Genomic DNA, 18,221 nt, shown 5'->3' with positions numbered 1-18,221 from the left:
GATGAGCACGATGAACATAGTTGTCAAGGTCGGAATTGCGGACATGAAAGTCGTCCATGCGCCGGATACGATACGGACATCCGGTTTAGGATCATGCGTCGGGGTCGTCCTATATGACGAATCGAAGAAGATAGCGGGACTTCTACATATTATGCTTCCGGACTCGAGTCTTGGAAGGTCGGACAGTTTGAATCCAGCAAAATTTGCGGATACCGGCATTTATTCATTAATGGAAATGCTGAAGGCGGAAGGGGTGCGCCCTTTATCGTTGAAAGCCAAAATTGCAGGCGGTTCCCAAATGTTTCAATTCGGCTCCAGTGACTCCATTCGTATCGGGCCACGCAACGTCGAAGCAGTCAAAAAGGAGCTTGCCCGCCTTTCCATTCCGCTTGTCGCGGAAGATACCGGCGGTTCCAGTGGGCGGACAATTGAATTCGATCCGATGACAAGTGCATTGAGCATTCGGACTGTTAATTTGGGAACGAAGGAAATTTGACTCTATTTTACTAGAATAGACTTTGCAGAGCGACTGGACGGTTCAGTCGCTATTTTTTGTCGAAATTTGATATAATAGAAATTAAGTATTTTAATAATGTTTTCGGAAACATCATGGAAGGTGAGGGATTCGATGTCCAAAGAGGATCTGACGGAAGAAGATGTATGTTGGAAACTATGGTTGAATGATCGGGATCCCGATGCCGGCGACAGACTTGTCCGGAAGTATACACCTCTCGTCAATTACCATGTGCAACGAATTAGCTCCGGCTTGCCGAGGAATGTTTCGCGGGATGAGATTATGAGTCTTGGACTTCAAGGACTATTTGACGCTTTGACGAAGTTCGACCCTGGCAGGGATTTGAAATTTGATACGTATGCTTCCTTCAGGATTCGCGGATCCATCATTGATGGTTTGCGAAAGGAAGACTGGCTTCCCCGTTCATCCCGTGAAAGATCGAAAAAGCTGGAGGAAGAGATTTCTATACTAGAGCAGAAATTATTGCGTCATGCAACTCCAGAAGAGATAGCGGATCATCTCGGCGTTTCAGTCGAAGAAGTGTACCAGACAGTGCATGAACACTATTTTTCAAATGTGCTTTCCATGGATGAACGTATGGGCGATGATGAGGAAGAAGGGCAGAAGTCCTTCGTTTTAAAGGACGACCACGAGCGCACTCCTGAACAGCAAATCGTCATGGGAGAGCTCGTCGGTGATTTGGCCATGAAGATTAAAGAATTAAATGAAAATGAACAACTGGTTTTGAATCTGTTCTACACGGATGAAATGACTTTGACAGAAATCGGAGAAATTCTAAATCTATCGACATCCAGAATTTCGCAAATCCATTCAAAGGCGTTATTCAAGCTCCGCAAATTACTATTGCCGGAAATTGTTGACGGAGGGATTTTATGAGCCTGAAAGGAATTGAACTCCAAATTGCCATTCCTAAAACGTTTGAGGCGGGAAGAATAGCGGAACAGAAACAACAGCAATCACAGCTCAACCAAGATCAGGCACAGCTCCAAAATGAAAAGGAAACAGTGAAAAACCGGGAAACTGTTCGACATTCAGAGAAATACGCCAAAACGGATAAAGATTCAAAGGGGAAAAATCAGGACATGAATCAGAAAGAAAAGGAACATCAACATAACGAAGAGGAAAAGAAGACGATGCATCCATACAAAGGTTCATTTGTCGACTTTACAGGATGATGGACATGCAAACGGTATTTTTATTATTTTTATTCATTTTACAAGTGATCGGCTTTTATTTCATGGCGTTGCTCTATATGAAAGTTTCAAAATTCAACAACTTGGAAAAGAAGCAGCAGAAAATGATGGCGGAAATGGACGATGCCATCGGTGCATACTTATCCGAATTAAAAGAGGAAAACGAACGACTTATTAAGATAATTGAAAAGCGGCAGGAAAATGACAAGCACGAAGAAAGTGCACCTGAAAGACGTAGCCAAGAGTTTGAACAGCAAGCGGAAAAGAAGGATTTCACCATTGTGACACCGAGTTACCCAATGAAAGCGGCATTGAAATCTTACCAGACGGCACCATCATTAAGAGATAACAGCTTATCCAAGCCGGTATCCAAAGTACATGAAATGGATAGTCGCTCGCTCGCCATCCACTACTATGACGAAGGCAAGCCGGTTGAGGAAATCGCCAAAAGGCTCGGCAAAGGGAAAACCGAAGTGGAATTGCTGCTTAAATTCAGATGAAGTGAGTTGCAATAAGATTATCCCTATGGTATATTATCAAATGGTGTTACTACACACGTATGTGGATGATGGGAAAAGGTGCCGAAAGGTCATTCCGTCACATGAATCATACGGAGGAATCTAACCAAATTGGAGGAAAAACAAATGTCAGTAATCTCAATGAAACAACTGCTTGAAGCAGGTGTACATTTCGGACACCAAACTCGTCGTTGGAACCCGAAAATGAAAAAGTATATTTTCGTTGAACGTAACGGAATCTACATCATCGATCTTCAAAAGACGGTGAAAAAACTAGAAGAAGCTTATGACTTCATGCGTCAAGTTGGTGCAGAAGGCGGAAAAGTACTATTTGTTGGTACTAAGAAGCAAGCACAAGATGCAATCAAAGAAGAAGCTGAGCGCGCAGGAATGTACTACATCAACCAACGTTGGCTTGGTGGTACACTTACAAACTTCGGTACGATCCAAAAACGTGTTGCACGTATGAAAAAGATCGAAACGATGGAAGAGGACGGTACATTTGATGTACTTCCTAAGAAAGAAGTTTCTGAACTAAGAAAAGAACACGATCGTCTAGTGAAATTCCTTGGCGGTATTCGTGATATGAAATCATTGCCTGACGTCATCTTCGTTGTTGACCCTCGTAAAGAGCGCATCGCTGTGGCAGAGGCAATCAAATTGAACATTCCACTCGTCGGTATTGTTGACACGAACTGTGACCCGGACGAAATCGACTATGTCATTCCTGCGAATGACGATGCAATCCGTGCGGTTCGTCTACTTACTAGCAAAATGGCAGATGCATTGATCGAATCAAGACAAGGCGCTGATGAAGAAGTATCTGAAGAAGCGACTGAAACGGCAGCTGCAGAGTAATATTAGTAATAAAACAGACGATAAGCGGCCAACCCCCTTATCGTCTTTTTTAAAGATTAGGTCTTGTTAGACTACGTTGTTGATATTAGCGTGCTTCGTTGATTGGAGCGAAAGGCGGCGACTCCAGCGAACGCCGTTAAGTAGAACGGCGTTTGCGACCAAAAGCGAAGCGTTGGGAGCAGGATAAGGATGCCTTAATTTCTGCACAAGCCGCAGAAATACGGCAAATCGAACTCTTCGTGGTTCGATTGGCTCAGCCTCGCCCGCGGAAAGCGTCCGTCTGTAGCGGAAATCAACATTGTTGATTAACAATTCCAAAGATTGTCGTCTCAAATCACTCATACAGGAGGAACTAACAATGGCAATTACAGCACAAATGGTAAAAGAGCTGCGCGAAAAAACAGGCGCAGGTATGATGGACTGCAAAAAAGCACTTACTGAAGTGAACGGTGATATGGATGCGGCGGTAGACTTCCTTCGTGAAAAAGGTCTATCAAGCGCAGCTAAAAAAGCTGACCGCATCGCTGCGGAAGGTACAACTGACATCATCGTAAACGGAAACGACGCTGTCATTTTCGAAGTGAACGCTGAAACAGACTTCGTTGCGAAAAACGAAGGGTTCCAAGCACTTGTTAAAGAACTTGGTGAGCACCTTCTAGCAACAAAACCGGCAACAATCGAAGAAGCTACTGAATCGAAAATGGAAAACGGACTTACAGTCGCTGACCATATTTCCAATGCAGTCGCTAAAATCGGTGAGAAAATCACTCTTCGCCGCTTTGAAGTGAAAACAAAATCGGACAACGATGCTTTCGGTCCTTACCTTCATATGGGTGGACGCATTGCTGTATTGACGATTCTTGAAGGAACTACTGACTCTGAAGCTGCTAAAGATGTTGCGATGCATATCGCAGCTATGAACCCGAAATACATTTCACGTGATGAAGTGTCCGAGGAAGAAGTAGAGCGCGAGCGTAAAGTCCTTACTGAGCAAGCGTTGAACGAAGGCAAACCTGAAAATATCGTTGCGAAAATGGTTGAAGGCCGTCTTGGAAAATACTTTGAAGAAATTTGTGTTCTTGACCAAGCATTCGTTAAAAACTCCGACCAAAAAGTACGTGATTTCGTTAAATCGACTGGCGGAAACTTGAAAGAGTTTGTTCGCTTTGCAGTCGGTGAAGGAATTGAAAAACGCGAAGATAACTTTGCGGACGAAGTTATGAGCCAAGTAAAAGGCAACTGATTAGATATAAAGATCAATTAGGGGACACAACTTTGTGTTCCCTATTTTTCGAGAAAAACACAGTAGACGGAGGGTACATATGGGCGTCCCAAAATATAAAAGAATTGTCTTGAAGCTAAGCGGTGAAGCACTTGCGGGTGAGAAAGGCTACGGTCTGTCACCTGCAATTATTAAAACAGTCGCTGAACAAGTAAAAGAAGTTGTCGACCTAGGTGTGGAAGTTGCGGTCGTAGTTGGTGGAGGAAATATTTGGCGAGGTAAAGTCGGCAGTGAAATGGGCATGGACAGAACTACCGCCGATTATATGGGTATGCTTGCTACAGTCATGAATTCATTGGCTCTTCAGGACGCTCTTGAAAAATTAGACGTTGAAACCCGTGTATCGTCATCTATCGATATGCGGCAAGTGGCTGAGCCGTATATTCGCAGGAAAGCGATTCGTCACTTGGAGAAGAAGCGTGTCGTCATCTTTGCTGCTGGAACAGGAAATCCTTATTTCTCCACTGATACGACAGCTGCACTAAGAGCAGCGGAAATCGAAGCGGACGTCATTTTAATGGCGAAAAACAATGTTGACGGCGTCTATTCAGCAGATCCGTTAAAAGATGAGAATGCGGTGAAATATACGGAATTGACTTACTTGGAAGTGATCAGCCAAGGACTCGAAGTTATGGACTCCACTGCTTCAACCCTATGTATGGACAACGATATCCCTCTCGTAGTATTCTCAATTATGGATAATGGAAATATTAAAAAGGCCGTGCTTGGTGAACCAATCGGTACGGTTGTGAGGAGGAATGGGTAAATGCCAAAAGAGCTAATGGATCAAACAAAAGACAGAATGGAAAAAGCGATTGGATCTTTCACGAGACAGCTTGCTTCTATCCGTGCAGGGCGTGCGAACGCTTCATTGCTGGATCGAATTTCAGTACTTTATTACGGAGCTCCGACACCATTGAACCAAATGGCAGGCATCTCAGTGCCTGAGGCGAGACTGATGGTCATTCAGCCATACGATAAAACGACGTTGGGTGATATTGAAAAAGCGATATTGAAATCGGATATCGGTATCACTCCATCAAATGATGGATCGGTCATCCGTTTGGCAGTCCCTGCATTGACGGAAGAGCGCCGTAAAGAATTGGTGAAAGAAGTTAAAAAAGAAGCAGAAGACTCCAAAATTGCAATCCGCAACGTACGTCGGGATGCAAATGACGAGTTGAAAAAGCTTGAAAAGAATGGGGACATCACAGAGGATGAATTGCGCCGTGAAGGTGAAGAAATCCAGAAACTGACTGATTCCTACATTGTAAAAATCGATGAGATTGCCAAAGAAAAAGAAAATGAGATTATGGAAATCTGATCGAAGAACTTTCTATACATTGGGGCGTCCTACTATCAGGACGCCTTTTTTTCTGACCGTATTTCATTCGTTTTGATGAATGATAAATATTTCACCATACGGCAAGCATAATCTAAAAGGACACCAACTCAAATTTTAGCTGTTTTAAATGAAATTTATCGGCTAATTTGTTACGATAGACTAGGTACTTGCTCAAAAAGCAGGCGAGTGGAGGAAACGGAATGCTAGATAAACTGTTACGGAAAAAAACTACAGAGAACGGACCATCAATTTCCGACAGGCTAACGAAAGTCAAAAGTAGAACAATCCCTTCACACGTCGCCATCATAATGGATGGGAACGGCAGATGGGCAAGACGACGCAGTTTACCGCGGATTGCCGGACATCATGAAGGTATGAAGACTGTTCGGAAAATCACCCGTATTGCAAATGACATAGGCATCAAAGTCTTGACATTGTATGCTTTTTCAACAGAAAACTGGAAACGGCCAAAAATGGAAATCGATTTTCTTATGAAACTGCCTGGAGAGTTCCTGACAACATATTTGCCCGAACTGATCGAGCAAAATGTCAAGGTTGAAATGATCGGTAATTTCGATGCGTTGCCGCCACATACGAAAGAAGCGATTGTGAAAGCGATAGAGGCCACTTCAAATAATGACGGACTCATCTTGAACTTCGCAATGAACTATGGCAGCCGCCTTGAAATGGTGAAGGCAGCGAAAGAAATCGCCCAATTGGCAGTCAACAACCAAATAGCAATTGATGAGATTGACGAGTCATTGATCGAGTCACATCTCATGACATCTCACTTACCCGAGCCGGATTTACTCATCCGAACGAGCGGCGAAGTGCGATTGTCGAATTTCATGCTTTGGCAGCTAGCTTATTCGGAATTTTCCTTTACAGAGGTTCTCTGGCCGGACTTCGATGAGTCATGCATGTTAAGTGCAATCGAGGAATTCCAAATGCGCAACCGAAGATTTGGAAGTGTGGAAGGGGATAAAGGAGTTTGAAACAGAGAATTATTACAGCAATCGCCGCATTGGCCATTTTTTTTCCGCTAGTCATCATTGGCGGACTCCCATTTACAATCGCCATTTATATTATCGCTTCAGTCGGTTTATATGAATTGCTGCGCATGAAGGATATCCGTATATTTTCTTTTGAGGGTATTCTCGTCTGGGTTGCATTGGCGCTTCTTTTAATGCCTTCAAAGTGGACTGGCGAAGTCCAACAATGGATCGGCTATACGAAAATCGAGATGTTGTTCGCACTTATACTTATTTTATTAATCTATACTGTCATCTCCAAAAACAAGTTCACTTTTGATCATGCGGCGTTTACTGCATTTAGTGCACTATATGTCGGCATAGGATTTTATTATTTGATCGAAACCCGCTTTTATGGTTTCGAGTATGTATTCTATGCACTTCTAGTAATTTGGACGACAGATTCAGGCGCATACTTTGTTGGCAGAAAGATCGGCAAACGAAAGCTTTGGCCGGATATTTCCCCGAATAAGACAGTGGAGGGGTTTATCGGCGGTATCGTCTTTGCCGTATTGTTTGCATGCGTGTTCCAAATCTTTTATCCGATAGCGCCTAGCTATCTGATGCTGATCATTGTTACGATCATCGCCTCGATTGTTGGACAGTTGGGGGATTTGGTCGAGTCGGCGTTGAAGAGGCATTTCGGGGTGAAGGATTCAGGGAATCTTTTACCGGGACATGGAGGAATTCTTGATCGATTCGATAGTCTCCTTTTCGTGTTGCCGCTCATTCATTTTTTACACCTAGTCGGTTGATGGAAAGGGAGTTATTTATACTATGACGAAGAAAATTAGTCTGCTCGGTGCTACGGGATCAATTGGCACTCAGACTCTCGATATTATTCAATCAAACAAAGAGCAATTTAAACTAGTATCTTTTTCAGCCGGGATGAATATTGCTAAAGTGAGGGAAATCACGGCACAATTTCATCCGGAAGTCGTGTCTGTCATGCAAAAGGAGGATGCCGATGCACTGCAGTCGGAATTTCCGGACACACGATTCGTGCATGGCAAAGAAGGTCTCATTGCCGTAGCGGCACAAACGGGCGCGGACATGCTCGTCAATGCGGTCATCGGGAGCATTGGCTTGGAGCCGACAATGAAAGCTATTCAAGAAGGCATCACAATTTCCATTGCGAATAAAGAGACACTCGTAGCTGCAGGAGATATCGTCATGGAAGAAGCAAGAAAGAGGAATGTCGCCTTGCTACCTGTCGACAGCGAGCATTCGGCCCTCTTCCAGTCCTTAAATGGAGAAAATCCGAAAAGAGTTTCACGGCTCATTCTGACAGCATCAGGCGGTAGCTTCAGGGATTTGACGAGGGACCAATTGAAAGGCGTGACTGTACAGCAAGCGTTGGCCCATCCTAACTGGTCAATGGGCAATAAATTGACGATCGATTCTGCAACGATGATGAATAAAGGGCTTGAGGTGATCGAGGCACATCATTTATTCGACATGCCGTATGATAGGATCGATTGCTTATTGCACAAGGAAAGCATCATCCATTCCATGGTTGAATTTGAAGATACGAGTGTCATGGCTCAGCTTGGTTCTCCGGACATGCGGGTGCCGATTCAATATGCGATGACATATCCGGATCGGATTCCAATGCAAAATGCCAAGCCGCTTCGTCTTGAGGAAATTGGAACACTCCACTTTGAAAAGATGGATTTTGAAAGGTTCAAAGCCCTTGCCCTCGCATACGAGGCAGGCAAGCAAGGCGGAACGATGCCGACAGTGATGAATGCTGCGAATGAAGTGGCGGTTCAATTATTCATGAAAGGCAGAATTCCATTCCTGCAAATCGAGGACATTGTGGAACGTATGATGGACAATCATCAGTCGATTTCCTCCCCGGATTTGGAAGCGATTTTAGAAACCGATTCAATCACCCGTAAAATGGTGTATGATATGGTGAAATGAGTAATTCATAAATCGGCCGATTGGGCCAGTTAAGGTGGTTTTTTATGGAAACCGTAATAGCGTTTATTATCATTTTCGGTTCTCTCGTCTTCTTTCATGAATTAGGGCATTTCCTCTTCGCGAAAAGGGCTGAAATCATGGTACGTGAATTCGCAATTGGATTCGGACCTAAAATTCTCGCCCTCCGGAAAAAGGAAACTCTGTATACAATTCGTTTACTTCCTCTTGGCGGATATGTGAGAATGGCAGGCGAGGATTTCGACACTGTCGAATTGCAACCCGGATATCGTGTAGGGGTCATTTTGAATGATAACGATAAAATTGAAAAAATCTATTTGAACCGAGATGTATCCAATCCGAATGTACTGTTTTTGGAGACGGAATCCGCTGATTTAAGCAAGGAACTTTTCATCGAAGGGTATGACGAAGATGGAAATCTTGTGAGATATGAGGTTTCCCGTACTGCGGTTATCTATGAAAAGGGTCAGGAGACGCTTATAGCGCCTTATGATCGCCAATTCGATTCCAAGTCGCTTGGTAGTCGGGCGATGGCTATTTTTGCAGGGCCTCTATTCAATTTCATCCTCGCATTCTTCATCTTCTTGGCAATTGGCCTTTTGCATGGCATCCCAACAAACGAGCCTATCATTAAAGAAGTTGTCAATGACAGTCCTGCTTATGCAGCGGGTATGGAAGCCGGCGACTTTGTGAAGGAAGTGGACGGCAAGCCGATTGAGAGTTGGCAAGAGTTCACCACTACGATCCAGAAAAACCCTGGTAAAAACCTTCAAATGAAGGTCGAGAGAGACGGGGAAATGTTGACGTTGGCCGTAATTCCTAAAACTTTCGTCGATGCAGGGCGTGAATATGGACAAATCGGCGTCATGTACGAAAGCCCGTTGGAAAAGAATGCATTAAAAGCGTTCGCCTTCGGAGCAGAGCAGACATTTAGCTGGATGAAGAGGATATTCGAGCTATTAGGAATGCTCGTTACCGGCAAGTTTACAATTGACGCATTAAGCGGTCCTGTAGGCATTTACAAAGCGACTGAGGAAGTTGCGCAATGGGGTGTATTCTCCCTTATGAACTGGGCAGCTGTGTTAAGCATCAATCTTGGAATCATGAACCTATTGCCATTGCCTGCATTGGACGGCGGAAGATTGCTCTTCTTCCTATTTGAAGGAGTGCGTGGCAAGCCCGTCGATAAACAGAAGGAAGGCATGGTCCATTTTGTCGGCATCATGTTGCTGATGGTTCTTATGCTCGTCGTCACCTGGAATGACATTCAACGATTTTTCTTTTAATTACTTGAACTAAATGTGTGTTAATTACAAGTTTATCCGATTGAAACGGAAGGCGGCGACTCCAGTGGGAAAAGCGTCAGCAGAAGACCCCGGAACGAAGCGCTAGCGTAGTGAGGAGGCTGAGGCGACGCCCACGGAAATCGTCCACCTGGAGTGGAAATCAGTAGTATAATTTGATTCGAGGTGAAACCTTTCATGAAACAATCACGGACATTCATCCCGACAATGCGTGAAATTCCGACGGATGCCGATATCCTGTCCCATCAACTACTGTTGAGGGCAGGATATATCCGTCAACATATGAGTGGGGTCTATTCCTTTCTTCCATTGGCGAAGAAAGTGATAAGGAAAATCGAGAACATCATCCGGGAAGAGATGGATGCAATCGACGCAGTCGAAATGTTCATGCCGACGTTGCAGCCATCCGGCCTTTGGGAAGAGACCGGCAGATGGGATGCTTACGGCTCTGAACTTTTCAGGCTAAAGGATCGCCACGAACGTCAAATGGCTCTAGGTCCAACCCACGAAGAAGTGATTACATCGCTCATTAGGGATGAAGTGAAATCCTATAAAAAGCTGCCACTTACGGTCTATCAGATCCAAACGAAGTTCAGGGATGAGAAACGGCCAAGATTCGGACTGCTTCGTGGCAGGGAATTTATCATGAAGGATGCCTATTCATTCCATTCCAGCGAAGAAAGTCTGGAAGAAAAGTATAATGAAATGATGCAGGCATACTCGAATATTTTTTCGAGACTTGGCTTAGACTTCCGGGCTGTCATTGCTGATGGCGGCACGATTGGAGGCAAAGGGACACATGAATTCATGGCGTTGTCCGACATCGGAGAAGACACGATCGCTTATAGCGACTCTTCCTCATATGCCGCCAATATCGAAATGGCCGAAGTCAATACGGAATATGTGAAACCTAAAGAAACATTGAAAGAGCTCGTGAAAGTGGATACGCCAGACCAGAAGACGATAGCAGAAGTTGCGGACTTCTTGAACACCGACCCTTCGAAAGTGATCAAAACGCTCATTTTCAAAGTGGATGATAAGCTAGTCGTCGTACTCTCACGCGGTGATCATGACATAAATGAAATAAAGCTTAAACATGCATTGCAGGCTACTCATATCGATCTCGCAACAGAAGAAGAAATCGAAGAGATGCTATCTTGTAAAGTAGGCTCGATCGGTCCTGTCAAACTGCCCCTTGATTTAAAAGTATATGCCGACTACGCTGTCGAAAAGGTCGTAAACGGCGTCTGCGGGGCGAATGAAGATGGATACCATTTAGTCAACGTCAATCCGGAACGCGATTTTGCCGTTGAACGCTATCTTGATTTGCGGTTCATTAAAGAAGGGGATCCTTCACCCGACGGGAATGGCACAATCCGATTTGCCAAAGGCATCGAGCTTGGTCATATCTTCAAATTGGGAACCGTTTATAGCGAACCGATGAAAGCGAAGTATTTGGATGAAAACGGAAAAGCTCAACCGTTTATTATGGGCTGTTATGGCATCGGAGTTTCACGGATTTTGGCAGCTGTCGCGGAACAGCATAATGATTCGAATGGGTTAAAATGGCCGAAACAGCTATCACCGTATGATATACATCTTGTAACAATCAATATGAAAGATGAAGCGCAGACAAAACTTTCTGAGGAGCTTTATCATCTATTGAAATCATATCGGTATGACATTTTACATGACGACCGGGATGAAAGAGCGGGTGTGAAATTTACGGACGCCGATTTAATTGGATTGCCAGTTAGATTAACGATTGGCAAGAAAGCCCAAGACGGAATCATTGAAGTGAGATTCAGGGAGACCGGTGAAACAGTTGAGTGGCAAAAAGAAGAAGTGACCGAAAAGCTGCAAGCCTTTTTCGGCTAATGAATTTGGTAAGGAGGGGAGGCCGACTTGAATCGGCACTTCCCTTCTTTTCACTGTATGAAAGGGGGAGGTATACATATGGATGCAAAAATGAAATTACTGACGTTGCTGCAACAGATCGGAATGACGGATGATCAAACGATTGTCTATTTCGAACATGGAACACTAGAACGAGTCGATATTCATCGTAAATCTAGAGTATGGCAATTTAATGTAGAGCTAGAAAAAACGTTACCTGTCCACGTCTATCAGTTATTTCAACAAAGGATGAAGGAAGCCTTTACGTCCATAGCTGCGGTACGCCTTCAAATAACAGTCCGAACGACAGAAGGAGATCCGGAACTGATCGTCGGCTATTGGCCGCATGTCATTGAAGAAATGAGGGATATGTCGCCTCCGATCCGCGAAAGGCTTGGAGGGCAGAAACCAGTACTCGTTGGCGAAAAAATGACATTGACTTGCGCAAATGACTTTGAGCAGCAAACGATGAAAAACAAATATGGACGCATTATCGCAGAGGTTTATGAATCATTCGGTTTTCCGTCGATGGCTATTGAATTCACAATCTCTGAAGAGACTGAAGATAACGAAGCTGAACGACTCGCATTCATTGCCCAGAAACAGGCTGAAGAGGAAGAGTATGCGAAAAACGCCTTAGCCAACCTGCAAAAAATGGAAGCGATGAAGAAAGAGAACGGGGATATCGGGAACAGGCCATTTGTATTGGGCGTCCCGATCAAGCCTGACGAACCGATCGTCGGCATCCATACGATACAGGATGAAGAAAGGCGCGTAACAATCGAAGGTTATGTATTCGATGCAGAGGTAAGGGAATTGAGAAGTGGGCGTTCATTGCTCACAATCAAAGTGACCGATTACACCGATTCCATACTGGTGAAGATGTTCTCGCGAGACAACGAAGATGCCGAACTCATGAAAACTTTGAAAAAAGGAGCATGGGTCCGTGCTAGAGGAAGCATCCAGAACGATACATTCGTCCGAGATCTCATTATGATGGCTCAGGATATCATGGAAGTTTCTCCGGTCATCAGGAAAGATACCGCTCCTGAGGATCGTAAACGGATCGAGTTGCATGCACATACGACGATGAGCCAGATGGATGCAGTAACATCAGCTTCAGCCTTAGTAGCACAGGCTGCAAAATGGGGGCATCCCGCGATAGCGATCACTGATCATGCGAACGTCCAATCGTTTCCGGAAGCCTACTCTGCTGGTAAGAAGCATGGCATAAAAGTATTATTCGGCTTAGAGGCGAATTTAGTTGATGATGGTGTTCCGATTGTCTATGACGAGCAGCATCGAGAGCTTGAAAACGATACATTTGTCGTATTTGACGTAGAAACGACAGGCCTTTCCGCCGTGTATGACACAATCATTGAGTTGGCTGCGGTCAAAGTGGTCAATGGAGAAATTAAAGAGAGGTTTGAAAGGTTTGCGAACCCTCATCATCCTCTGTCTTCAACTACAATTGAACTGACCGGCATTACGGATGACATGGTGAAGGACGCTCCTGAAGTTTCGGAAGTAATAAAGGATTTCAAGGAATTCATTGGCGACGCCATCCTTGTCGCCCATAATGCTTCCTTCGATATGGGCTTCTTTTATGAAGCGAGTAAGAGAGCCGAATTGCATGATAAAAGCTATCCGGTTATCGATACGCTCGAGTTGGCGCGTTTCCTCTATCCAGAAATGCGGAATCACAGATTGAATACGTTGGCAAAGAAGTTTGATATTGAATTAACGCAGCATCACCGCGCGATTTACGACACGGAAGCGACAGCCTATCTGTTCATCCGGCTCATGAAGGAAGCTGCAACAGAAAAAGGAATCGAATACTTGGATGACTTCAATAAAAACATCGGCGAAGGAGATGCCTACAAACGATCAAGGCCGTCCCACTGCACGTTACTTGCGACAGATGATGAAGGCTTGAAAAATCTCTTCAAGCTCGTCTCCATTTCCCATATGGATTACTTTTATAGAGTTCCACGTATTCCTCGCTCGCTATTGATGAAATACCGAAATGGACTTCTCGTCGGATCAGGGTGTGACAAAGGCGAGGTTTTTGAAGGTCTTATGCAGAAGTCAATGGAGGAAGTCGAGGAAATAGCGGGCTTTTACGATTATCTGGAATTGCATCCGAAGCCAGCCTATTCCCATTTGATTGAATTGGAATTGATTCGGGATGAATGGAATTTAGAAGATATTATGCGGAAGATGATCAAACTCGGGAAAAAGGTCGGTCTTCCCGTCTGTGCAACAGGGAATGTCCACTATATTGACGAGACGGATGCCACATACCGTCAAGTGCTTGTCCGGTCCCAAGGCGGTGCCAATCCGATGAATCGTCATTCCTTGCCTGAAGTCCATTTTCGGACGACAGATGAAATGCTCGAACATTTCTCGTTTTTAGGTAAGGAAGTCGCAGAGCAGATTGTCATCGATAATCCGCGGGCAGTGGCAGACCGTGTCGGAGAAGTGAAAGTAATTAAAGATGATTTGTATACGCCAACAATTATCGGGGCAGATGATGAAGTAAGGGAACTTACCTATTCTATGGCACGCCATATTTACGGTGAACAATTACCTGAGATCATCGAGGCGCGGATCGAGAAGGAATTGAAATCGATCATCGACAACGGCTTCGCGGTTATCTATCTTATTTCACATAAGCTCGTTAAGAAGTCATTGGATGATGGTTATCTTGTCGGTTCCCGCGGATCAGTCGGCTCCTCACTCGTCGCAACGATGATGGAAATTACGGAAGTAAACCCAATGCCGCCGCATTACGTTTGCCCTTCGTGCAAGCTGTCGGAGTTCTTTGATGATGGATCTGTCGGCTCTGGCTTCGACTTACCGGACAAAGCGTGTCCATCATGCGGCACGATGTTCAAAAAAGATGGACAGGACATCCCGTTTGAAACATTCCTTGGCTTTAACGGGGATAAAGTTCCGGACATCGATTTGAACTTTAGTGGAGAATATCAGGCTCATGCGCATAACTATACGAAGGAGCTGTTCGGAGAGGACTACGTTTATCGTGCGGGGACAATCGGAACCGTTGCAGAAAAGACAGCTTACGGTTATGTCCGGGGATATATGAATGATAATAACCTCCATTTGCGCGGTGCAGAAATTGACCGGCTCGTACAAGGCTGTACGGGAGTAAAGCGGAATACGGGGCAGCATCCGGGCGGGATTATTGTCGTCCCGGATAATATGGAGATTTTTGATTTCACTCCGATTCAATTCCCTGCCGACGATACGGCTTCGAGCTGGCGGACGACGCATTTCGACTTCCATTCCATCGATAATAATCTTCTGAAGCTGGACATACTCGGACACGATGATCCGACGATGATCAAAATGCTCGAAGACCTTTCAGGCATCGATCCGAAAACGATTCCGCCTGACGATGAAGGAGTCATGGCGCTGTTTAGCGGGACTTCCTCATTAGGCGTGACGGAAGAGCAGATCGATTGCAAAACAGGAACTTTAGGTGTACCGGAATTCGGTACACGCTTCGTAAGGCAGATGCTCGAGGAGACGAAACCATCCACATTCTCGGAATTGATCCAGATTTCCGGTCTTTCCCACGGGACGGACGTATGGCTTGGCAATGCCCAAGAGCTAATTCAAAATAAGATCTGTCAATTGTCCGATGTGATCGGATGCCGTGATGATATTATGGTCTATTTGATTTACCAAGGGCTTGAGCCTGCGATGGCATTTAAGATAATGGAATCTGTGCGAAAAGGGAAAGGGCTGACACCTGAATTCGAAGATGCGATGAAAGCCAACCAAGTGCCCGGCTGGTATATTGATTCCTGCAAAAAGATAAAATACATGTTCCCGAAAGCGCACGCCGCCGCCTACGTACTGATGGCGCTGCGGATCGCCTATTTCAAAGTGCATCATCCAATCATGTATTACGCTGCGTACTTCACTGTCCGCGCAACTGATTATGATCTTGCAACAATGACGAAAGGTAATGCCTCAATCCGTGCAAAAATCAAAGAGATCAATGATAAAGGATTGGAAGCATCACCTAAAGAAAAGAACTTGCTCACAGTTCTCGAGATTTCATTGGAAATGTGCGAACGTGGCTTTTCATTCGCGAAACCTGATTTATACAAATCCGATGCATCCGAATTTCTCATCGACGGCAATCAATTGATACCGCCGTTCGATGCAATTCCTTCCTTAGGGACGAACGTCGCCAAAGCGATCGTCGAAGCCCGCAAGGATGGCATCTTCCTTTCGAAGGAAGATCTTCAGCAGCGGGGAAGGGTATCGAAAACAGTCATCGAATATATGGATTCATTAGGCTGCTTGGAAGGCATGCCCGATTCAAACCAACTTTCACTTTTCTAAGCGATATGTCAATTGGAAACGGCAAGCATTCGGCATCGTCTAGACTCCGGGCGCCCTCCGCTTTTGGCACATTGTTTGCAATGACGCCCAGTAGATGGTACAATTGGAGCAACTTTTGCTATATGTCTTGCGAAAAAAGAGTGGGATTTCCCGCTCTTTTCTGTTGTTCTATTCGAATAAGACAAGTTAGAATCAAATCTCGGGAGGGTTATGATGAGTAAAATTACAGAAGAAGTTGAAAAGCTCGTCAGTCCGATAGTGAATGACCTAGAGTTGGAATTGGTTGATATTGAATTTGTGAAAGAAGGAAGAGACTGGTTCTTACGCGTTTATATCGATACGCCGGAAGGGAATATCGATATTGAACAGTGTGCACTAGTAAGTGAAAGGCTTAGTGAGGAACTGGACTGTACAGATCCGATTCCTCAGAATTATTTCCTTGAAGTATCCTCACCGGGCGCAGAACGTCCGTTGAAAAAAGAAGAGGATTTCCAAAAGGCGGTCGGTCAATATGTGTTCATTAAAACGTATGAACCGATTAATGGCATGAAAGAGTTTGAAGGCTACTTGCTATCTTATGGTCCGGATGCAGCAGAAGTTGAAATCCGCATCAAGACCCGGAAACTGCAAGTCGTCATCGACAAGGATAAAATCGCATTTGCACGATTGGCGATCGATTTTTCCGCATAATTGAATATAGGAGTGATTAATTATGAGTAGTGATCTACTCGATGCATTGACAGCCCTCGAGAAGCAGAAAGGAATTTCGAGGGATGTAATTGTGGAAGCGATTGAAGCGGCACTTGTTACCGCATATAAAAGGAACTTCAACCAGGCGCAAAACGTACGTGTCGATTTGAACTTGGAAAAAGGCACAATGAAAGTTTATTCCCGTAAAGATGTCGTGGAAGAAGTGGAAGATGAAAGGCTTCAAATCGCTCTTGAAGACGCTTTGGCCATCAACCCTGCATATGAATTGGGAGATATCTTAGAAGAAGAGGTGACTCCACGCGATTTCGGCCGTATTGCAGCACAAACTGCAAAGCAAGTTGTGACGCAGCGCGTACGTGAAGCTGAACGTGGTCTGATCTACGATGAATACGTCGACAGGGAAGATGATATTGTCAATGGAATCGTCGAGCGCCTGGATGCAAGGAATCTCTATGTAGGTCTTGGGAAAGTGGAGGCAGTACTGCCTGCAAGCGAACAGATCACTACAGAAACCTATCAGCCTCATGACCGTATCAAAGTGTACATTACAAAAGTGGAGCGCACTTCAAGAGGGCCTCAAGTTTTTGTTTCCCGTACACACCCAGGCCTTTTGCGCCGACTGTTTGAAATGGAAGTGCCTGAAATCTATGATGGCACGGTTGAAATCAAATCGATTGCCCGTGAGGCGGGGGACCGCTCGAAAATTTCCGTCCATACGAATAATGAAGAAGTGGATCCGGTCGGGTCTTGCGTAGGTTCCAGAGGAGCGCGCGTCCAATCCATTTCAAATGAATTGAATGGAGAAAAGGTCGATATCGTTGAATGGTCAGAGGATCCGGTCATCTTTGTCGCGAATGCACTGAGCCCTTCAAAAGTACTGGACGTGCAAGTGAATGAAGAAGACAGATCGACAACGGTCGTAGTGCCTGACTACCAATTATCATTGGCAATCGGGAAACGAGGGCAGAACGCGCGGTTAGCTGCCAAGTTGACTGGATGGAAGATCGATATTAAAAGTGAAACGGATGCCCGTGAACTTGGCATCTATCCTCCTTCTTCCGCCCAATCGGTTGGAGAGGGACTGTTTGATAATGATGTATACGCCGTTACCGAAAATGGAAACGATGAATATGATGAGGATCCTTATTTCGACAATGAAACGGAAGAGGAATCCGATCTTGAAACAATCGATTTATATTCAGAAACAGACGAAGACAATTGAGTTGA

The 18,221-nt window shown here is 44.8% G+C and carries 16 protein-coding genes; all 16 read left to right on the top strand.

The genetic code is table 11. From position 1 onward, the window contains the following. Window position 1 precedes the first annotated feature (1 nt). Window positions 2-496, top strand: coding sequence for a chemotaxis protein CheD (locus AB1K89_RS02340; protein WP_413053185.1), 495 nt, complete (start codon window positions 2-4; stop codon window positions 494-496). A gap of 132 nt (window positions 497-628) precedes the next feature. Beyond that, window positions 629-1,411, top strand: coding sequence for a FliA/WhiG family RNA polymerase sigma factor (locus AB1K89_RS02335; RefSeq protein WP_413053184.1), 783 nt, complete (start codon window positions 629-631; stop codon window positions 1,409-1,411). Then, window positions 1,408-1,710: an RNA polymerase subunit sigma gene (locus AB1K89_RS02330; protein ID WP_413053183.1), complete on the top strand. Its 303-nt coding sequence runs from the start codon at window positions 1,408-1,410 to the stop codon at window positions 1,708-1,710. Before AB1K89_RS02335 ends, AB1K89_RS02330 begins: the two co-directional genes overlap by 4 nt. 5 nt (window positions 1,711-1,715) lie before the next feature. Next, a complete protein-coding gene (locus AB1K89_RS02325; RefSeq protein WP_413053182.1) occupies window positions 1,716-2,228 on the top strand; it encodes a hypothetical protein in 513 nt (170 codons plus the stop codon). 144 nt (window positions 2,229-2,372) lie between these two features. Beyond that, window positions 2,373-3,104: a 30S ribosomal protein S2 gene (gene rpsB, locus AB1K89_RS02320; protein WP_252503582.1), complete on the top strand. Its 732-nt coding sequence runs from the start codon at window positions 2,373-2,375 to the stop codon at window positions 3,102-3,104. Window positions 3,105-3,462: 358 nt separating this feature from the next. Then, entirely contained in the window at window positions 3,463-4,347 is an 885-nt protein-coding gene (tsf, locus tag AB1K89_RS02315; RefSeq protein ID WP_413053181.1) for a translation elongation factor Ts, read from the top strand. Between the two features lie 79 nt (window positions 4,348-4,426). Then, the gene (gene pyrH / locus AB1K89_RS02310) at window positions 4,427-5,152 is read left to right on the top strand and encodes a UMP kinase (protein WP_252503580.1); all 726 of its coding nucleotides are present in this window, start codon (window positions 4,427-4,429) and stop codon (window positions 5,150-5,152) included. Continuing rightward, window positions 5,153-5,710 carry a ribosome recycling factor gene (gene frr / locus AB1K89_RS02305; protein ID WP_252503579.1) on the top strand — a complete coding sequence of 186 codons (558 nt, stop codon included), beginning with the start codon at window positions 5,153-5,155 and terminating at the stop codon, window positions 5,708-5,710. Window positions 5,711-5,931: 221 nt separating this feature from the next. Then, entirely contained in the window at window positions 5,932-6,726 is a 795-nt protein-coding gene (uppS, locus tag AB1K89_RS02300) for an undecaprenyl pyrophosphate synthase (RefSeq protein WP_413053180.1), read from the top strand. Further along, on the top strand, window positions 6,723-7,517 hold the full coding sequence (locus tag AB1K89_RS02295) for a phosphatidate cytidylyltransferase (protein WP_413053179.1): 795 nt from the start codon (window positions 6,723-6,725) through the stop codon (window positions 7,515-7,517). The genes uppS and AB1K89_RS02295 overlap by 4 nt, the downstream gene beginning before the upstream one ends. A gap of 22 nt (window positions 7,518-7,539) precedes the next feature. Continuing rightward, window positions 7,540-8,688, top strand: coding sequence for a 1-deoxy-D-xylulose-5-phosphate reductoisomerase (locus AB1K89_RS02290; RefSeq protein WP_413053178.1), 1,149 nt, complete (start codon window positions 7,540-7,542; stop codon window positions 8,686-8,688). 44 nt (window positions 8,689-8,732) lie between these two features. Further along, the gene (gene rseP / locus AB1K89_RS02285) at window positions 8,733-9,992 is read left to right on the top strand and encodes an RIP metalloprotease RseP (protein WP_413053177.1); all 1,260 of its coding nucleotides are present in this window, start codon (window positions 8,733-8,735) and stop codon (window positions 9,990-9,992) included. 195 nt (window positions 9,993-10,187) lie between these two features. Next, entirely contained in the window at window positions 10,188-11,888 is a 1,701-nt protein-coding gene (locus AB1K89_RS02280) for a proline--tRNA ligase (RefSeq protein ID WP_413053176.1), read from the top strand. A gap of 78 nt (window positions 11,889-11,966) precedes the next feature. Then, window positions 11,967-16,283: a PolC-type DNA polymerase III gene (locus AB1K89_RS02275; protein WP_413053175.1), complete on the top strand. Its 4,317-nt coding sequence runs from the start codon at window positions 11,967-11,969 to the stop codon at window positions 16,281-16,283. 213 nt (window positions 16,284-16,496) lie between these two features. Beyond that, window positions 16,497-16,973 (top strand): ribosome maturation factor RimP, encoded by a 477-nt coding sequence (rimP, locus tag AB1K89_RS02270; protein ID WP_413053174.1) that lies wholly within the window; start codon window positions 16,497-16,499, stop codon window positions 16,971-16,973. Between the two features lie 22 nt (window positions 16,974-16,995). After that, window positions 16,996-18,216 carry a transcription termination factor NusA gene (gene nusA / locus AB1K89_RS02265; RefSeq protein ID WP_413053173.1) on the top strand — a complete coding sequence of 407 codons (1,221 nt, stop codon included), beginning with the start codon at window positions 16,996-16,998 and terminating at the stop codon, window positions 18,214-18,216. Window positions 18,217-18,221 lie beyond the last annotated feature (5 nt).

Origin of the sequence: Sporosarcina pasadenensis, from assembly GCF_047228845.1 — a bacterium.
Classification (GTDB): domain Bacteria; phylum Bacillota; class Bacilli; order Bacillales_A; family Planococcaceae; genus Sporosarcina.
This window is presented reverse-complemented; position numbering and strand designations above follow the sequence as displayed.

What these genes read in the sequence shown, in the direction of transcription:
- AB1K89_RS02340 (WP_413053185.1), top strand. Translation starts at nt 2, where the DNA reads ATGAGCACGATGAACATAGTTGTCAAGGTCGGAATTGCGGACATGAAA.
- rseP (WP_413053177.1), top strand. Translation starts at nt 8,733, where the DNA reads ATGGAAACCGTAATAGCGTTTATTATCATTTTCGGTTCTCTCGTCTTC.
- frr (WP_252503579.1), top strand. Translation starts at nt 5,153, where the DNA reads ATGCCAAAAGAGCTAATGGATCAAACAAAAGACAGAATGGAAAAAGCG.
- nusA (WP_413053173.1), top strand. Translation starts at nt 16,996, where the DNA reads ATGAGTAGTGATCTACTCGATGCATTGACAGCCCTCGAGAAGCAGAAA.
- AB1K89_RS02330 (WP_413053183.1), top strand. Translation starts at nt 1,408, where the DNA reads ATGAGCCTGAAAGGAATTGAACTCCAAATTGCCATTCCTAAAACGTTT.
- AB1K89_RS02325 (WP_413053182.1), top strand. Translation starts at nt 1,716, where the DNA reads ATGCAAACGGTATTTTTATTATTTTTATTCATTTTACAAGTGATCGGC.
- uppS (WP_413053180.1), top strand. Translation starts at nt 5,932, where the DNA reads ATGCTAGATAAACTGTTACGGAAAAAAACTACAGAGAACGGACCATCA.
- AB1K89_RS02290 (WP_413053178.1), top strand. Translation starts at nt 7,540, where the DNA reads ATGACGAAGAAAATTAGTCTGCTCGGTGCTACGGGATCAATTGGCACT.
- rpsB (WP_252503582.1), top strand. Translation starts at nt 2,373, where the DNA reads ATGTCAGTAATCTCAATGAAACAACTGCTTGAAGCAGGTGTACATTTC.
- AB1K89_RS02275 (WP_413053175.1), top strand. Translation starts at nt 11,967, where the DNA reads ATGGATGCAAAAATGAAATTACTGACGTTGCTGCAACAGATCGGAATG.
- AB1K89_RS02280 (WP_413053176.1), top strand. Translation starts at nt 10,188, where the DNA reads ATGAAACAATCACGGACATTCATCCCGACAATGCGTGAAATTCCGACG.
- rimP (WP_413053174.1), top strand. Translation starts at nt 16,497, where the DNA reads ATGAGTAAAATTACAGAAGAAGTTGAAAAGCTCGTCAGTCCGATAGTG.
- tsf (WP_413053181.1), top strand. Translation starts at nt 3,463, where the DNA reads ATGGCAATTACAGCACAAATGGTAAAAGAGCTGCGCGAAAAAACAGGC.
- pyrH (WP_252503580.1), top strand. Translation starts at nt 4,427, where the DNA reads ATGGGCGTCCCAAAATATAAAAGAATTGTCTTGAAGCTAAGCGGTGAA.
- AB1K89_RS02335 (WP_413053184.1), top strand. Translation starts at nt 629, where the DNA reads ATGTCCAAAGAGGATCTGACGGAAGAAGATGTATGTTGGAAACTATGG.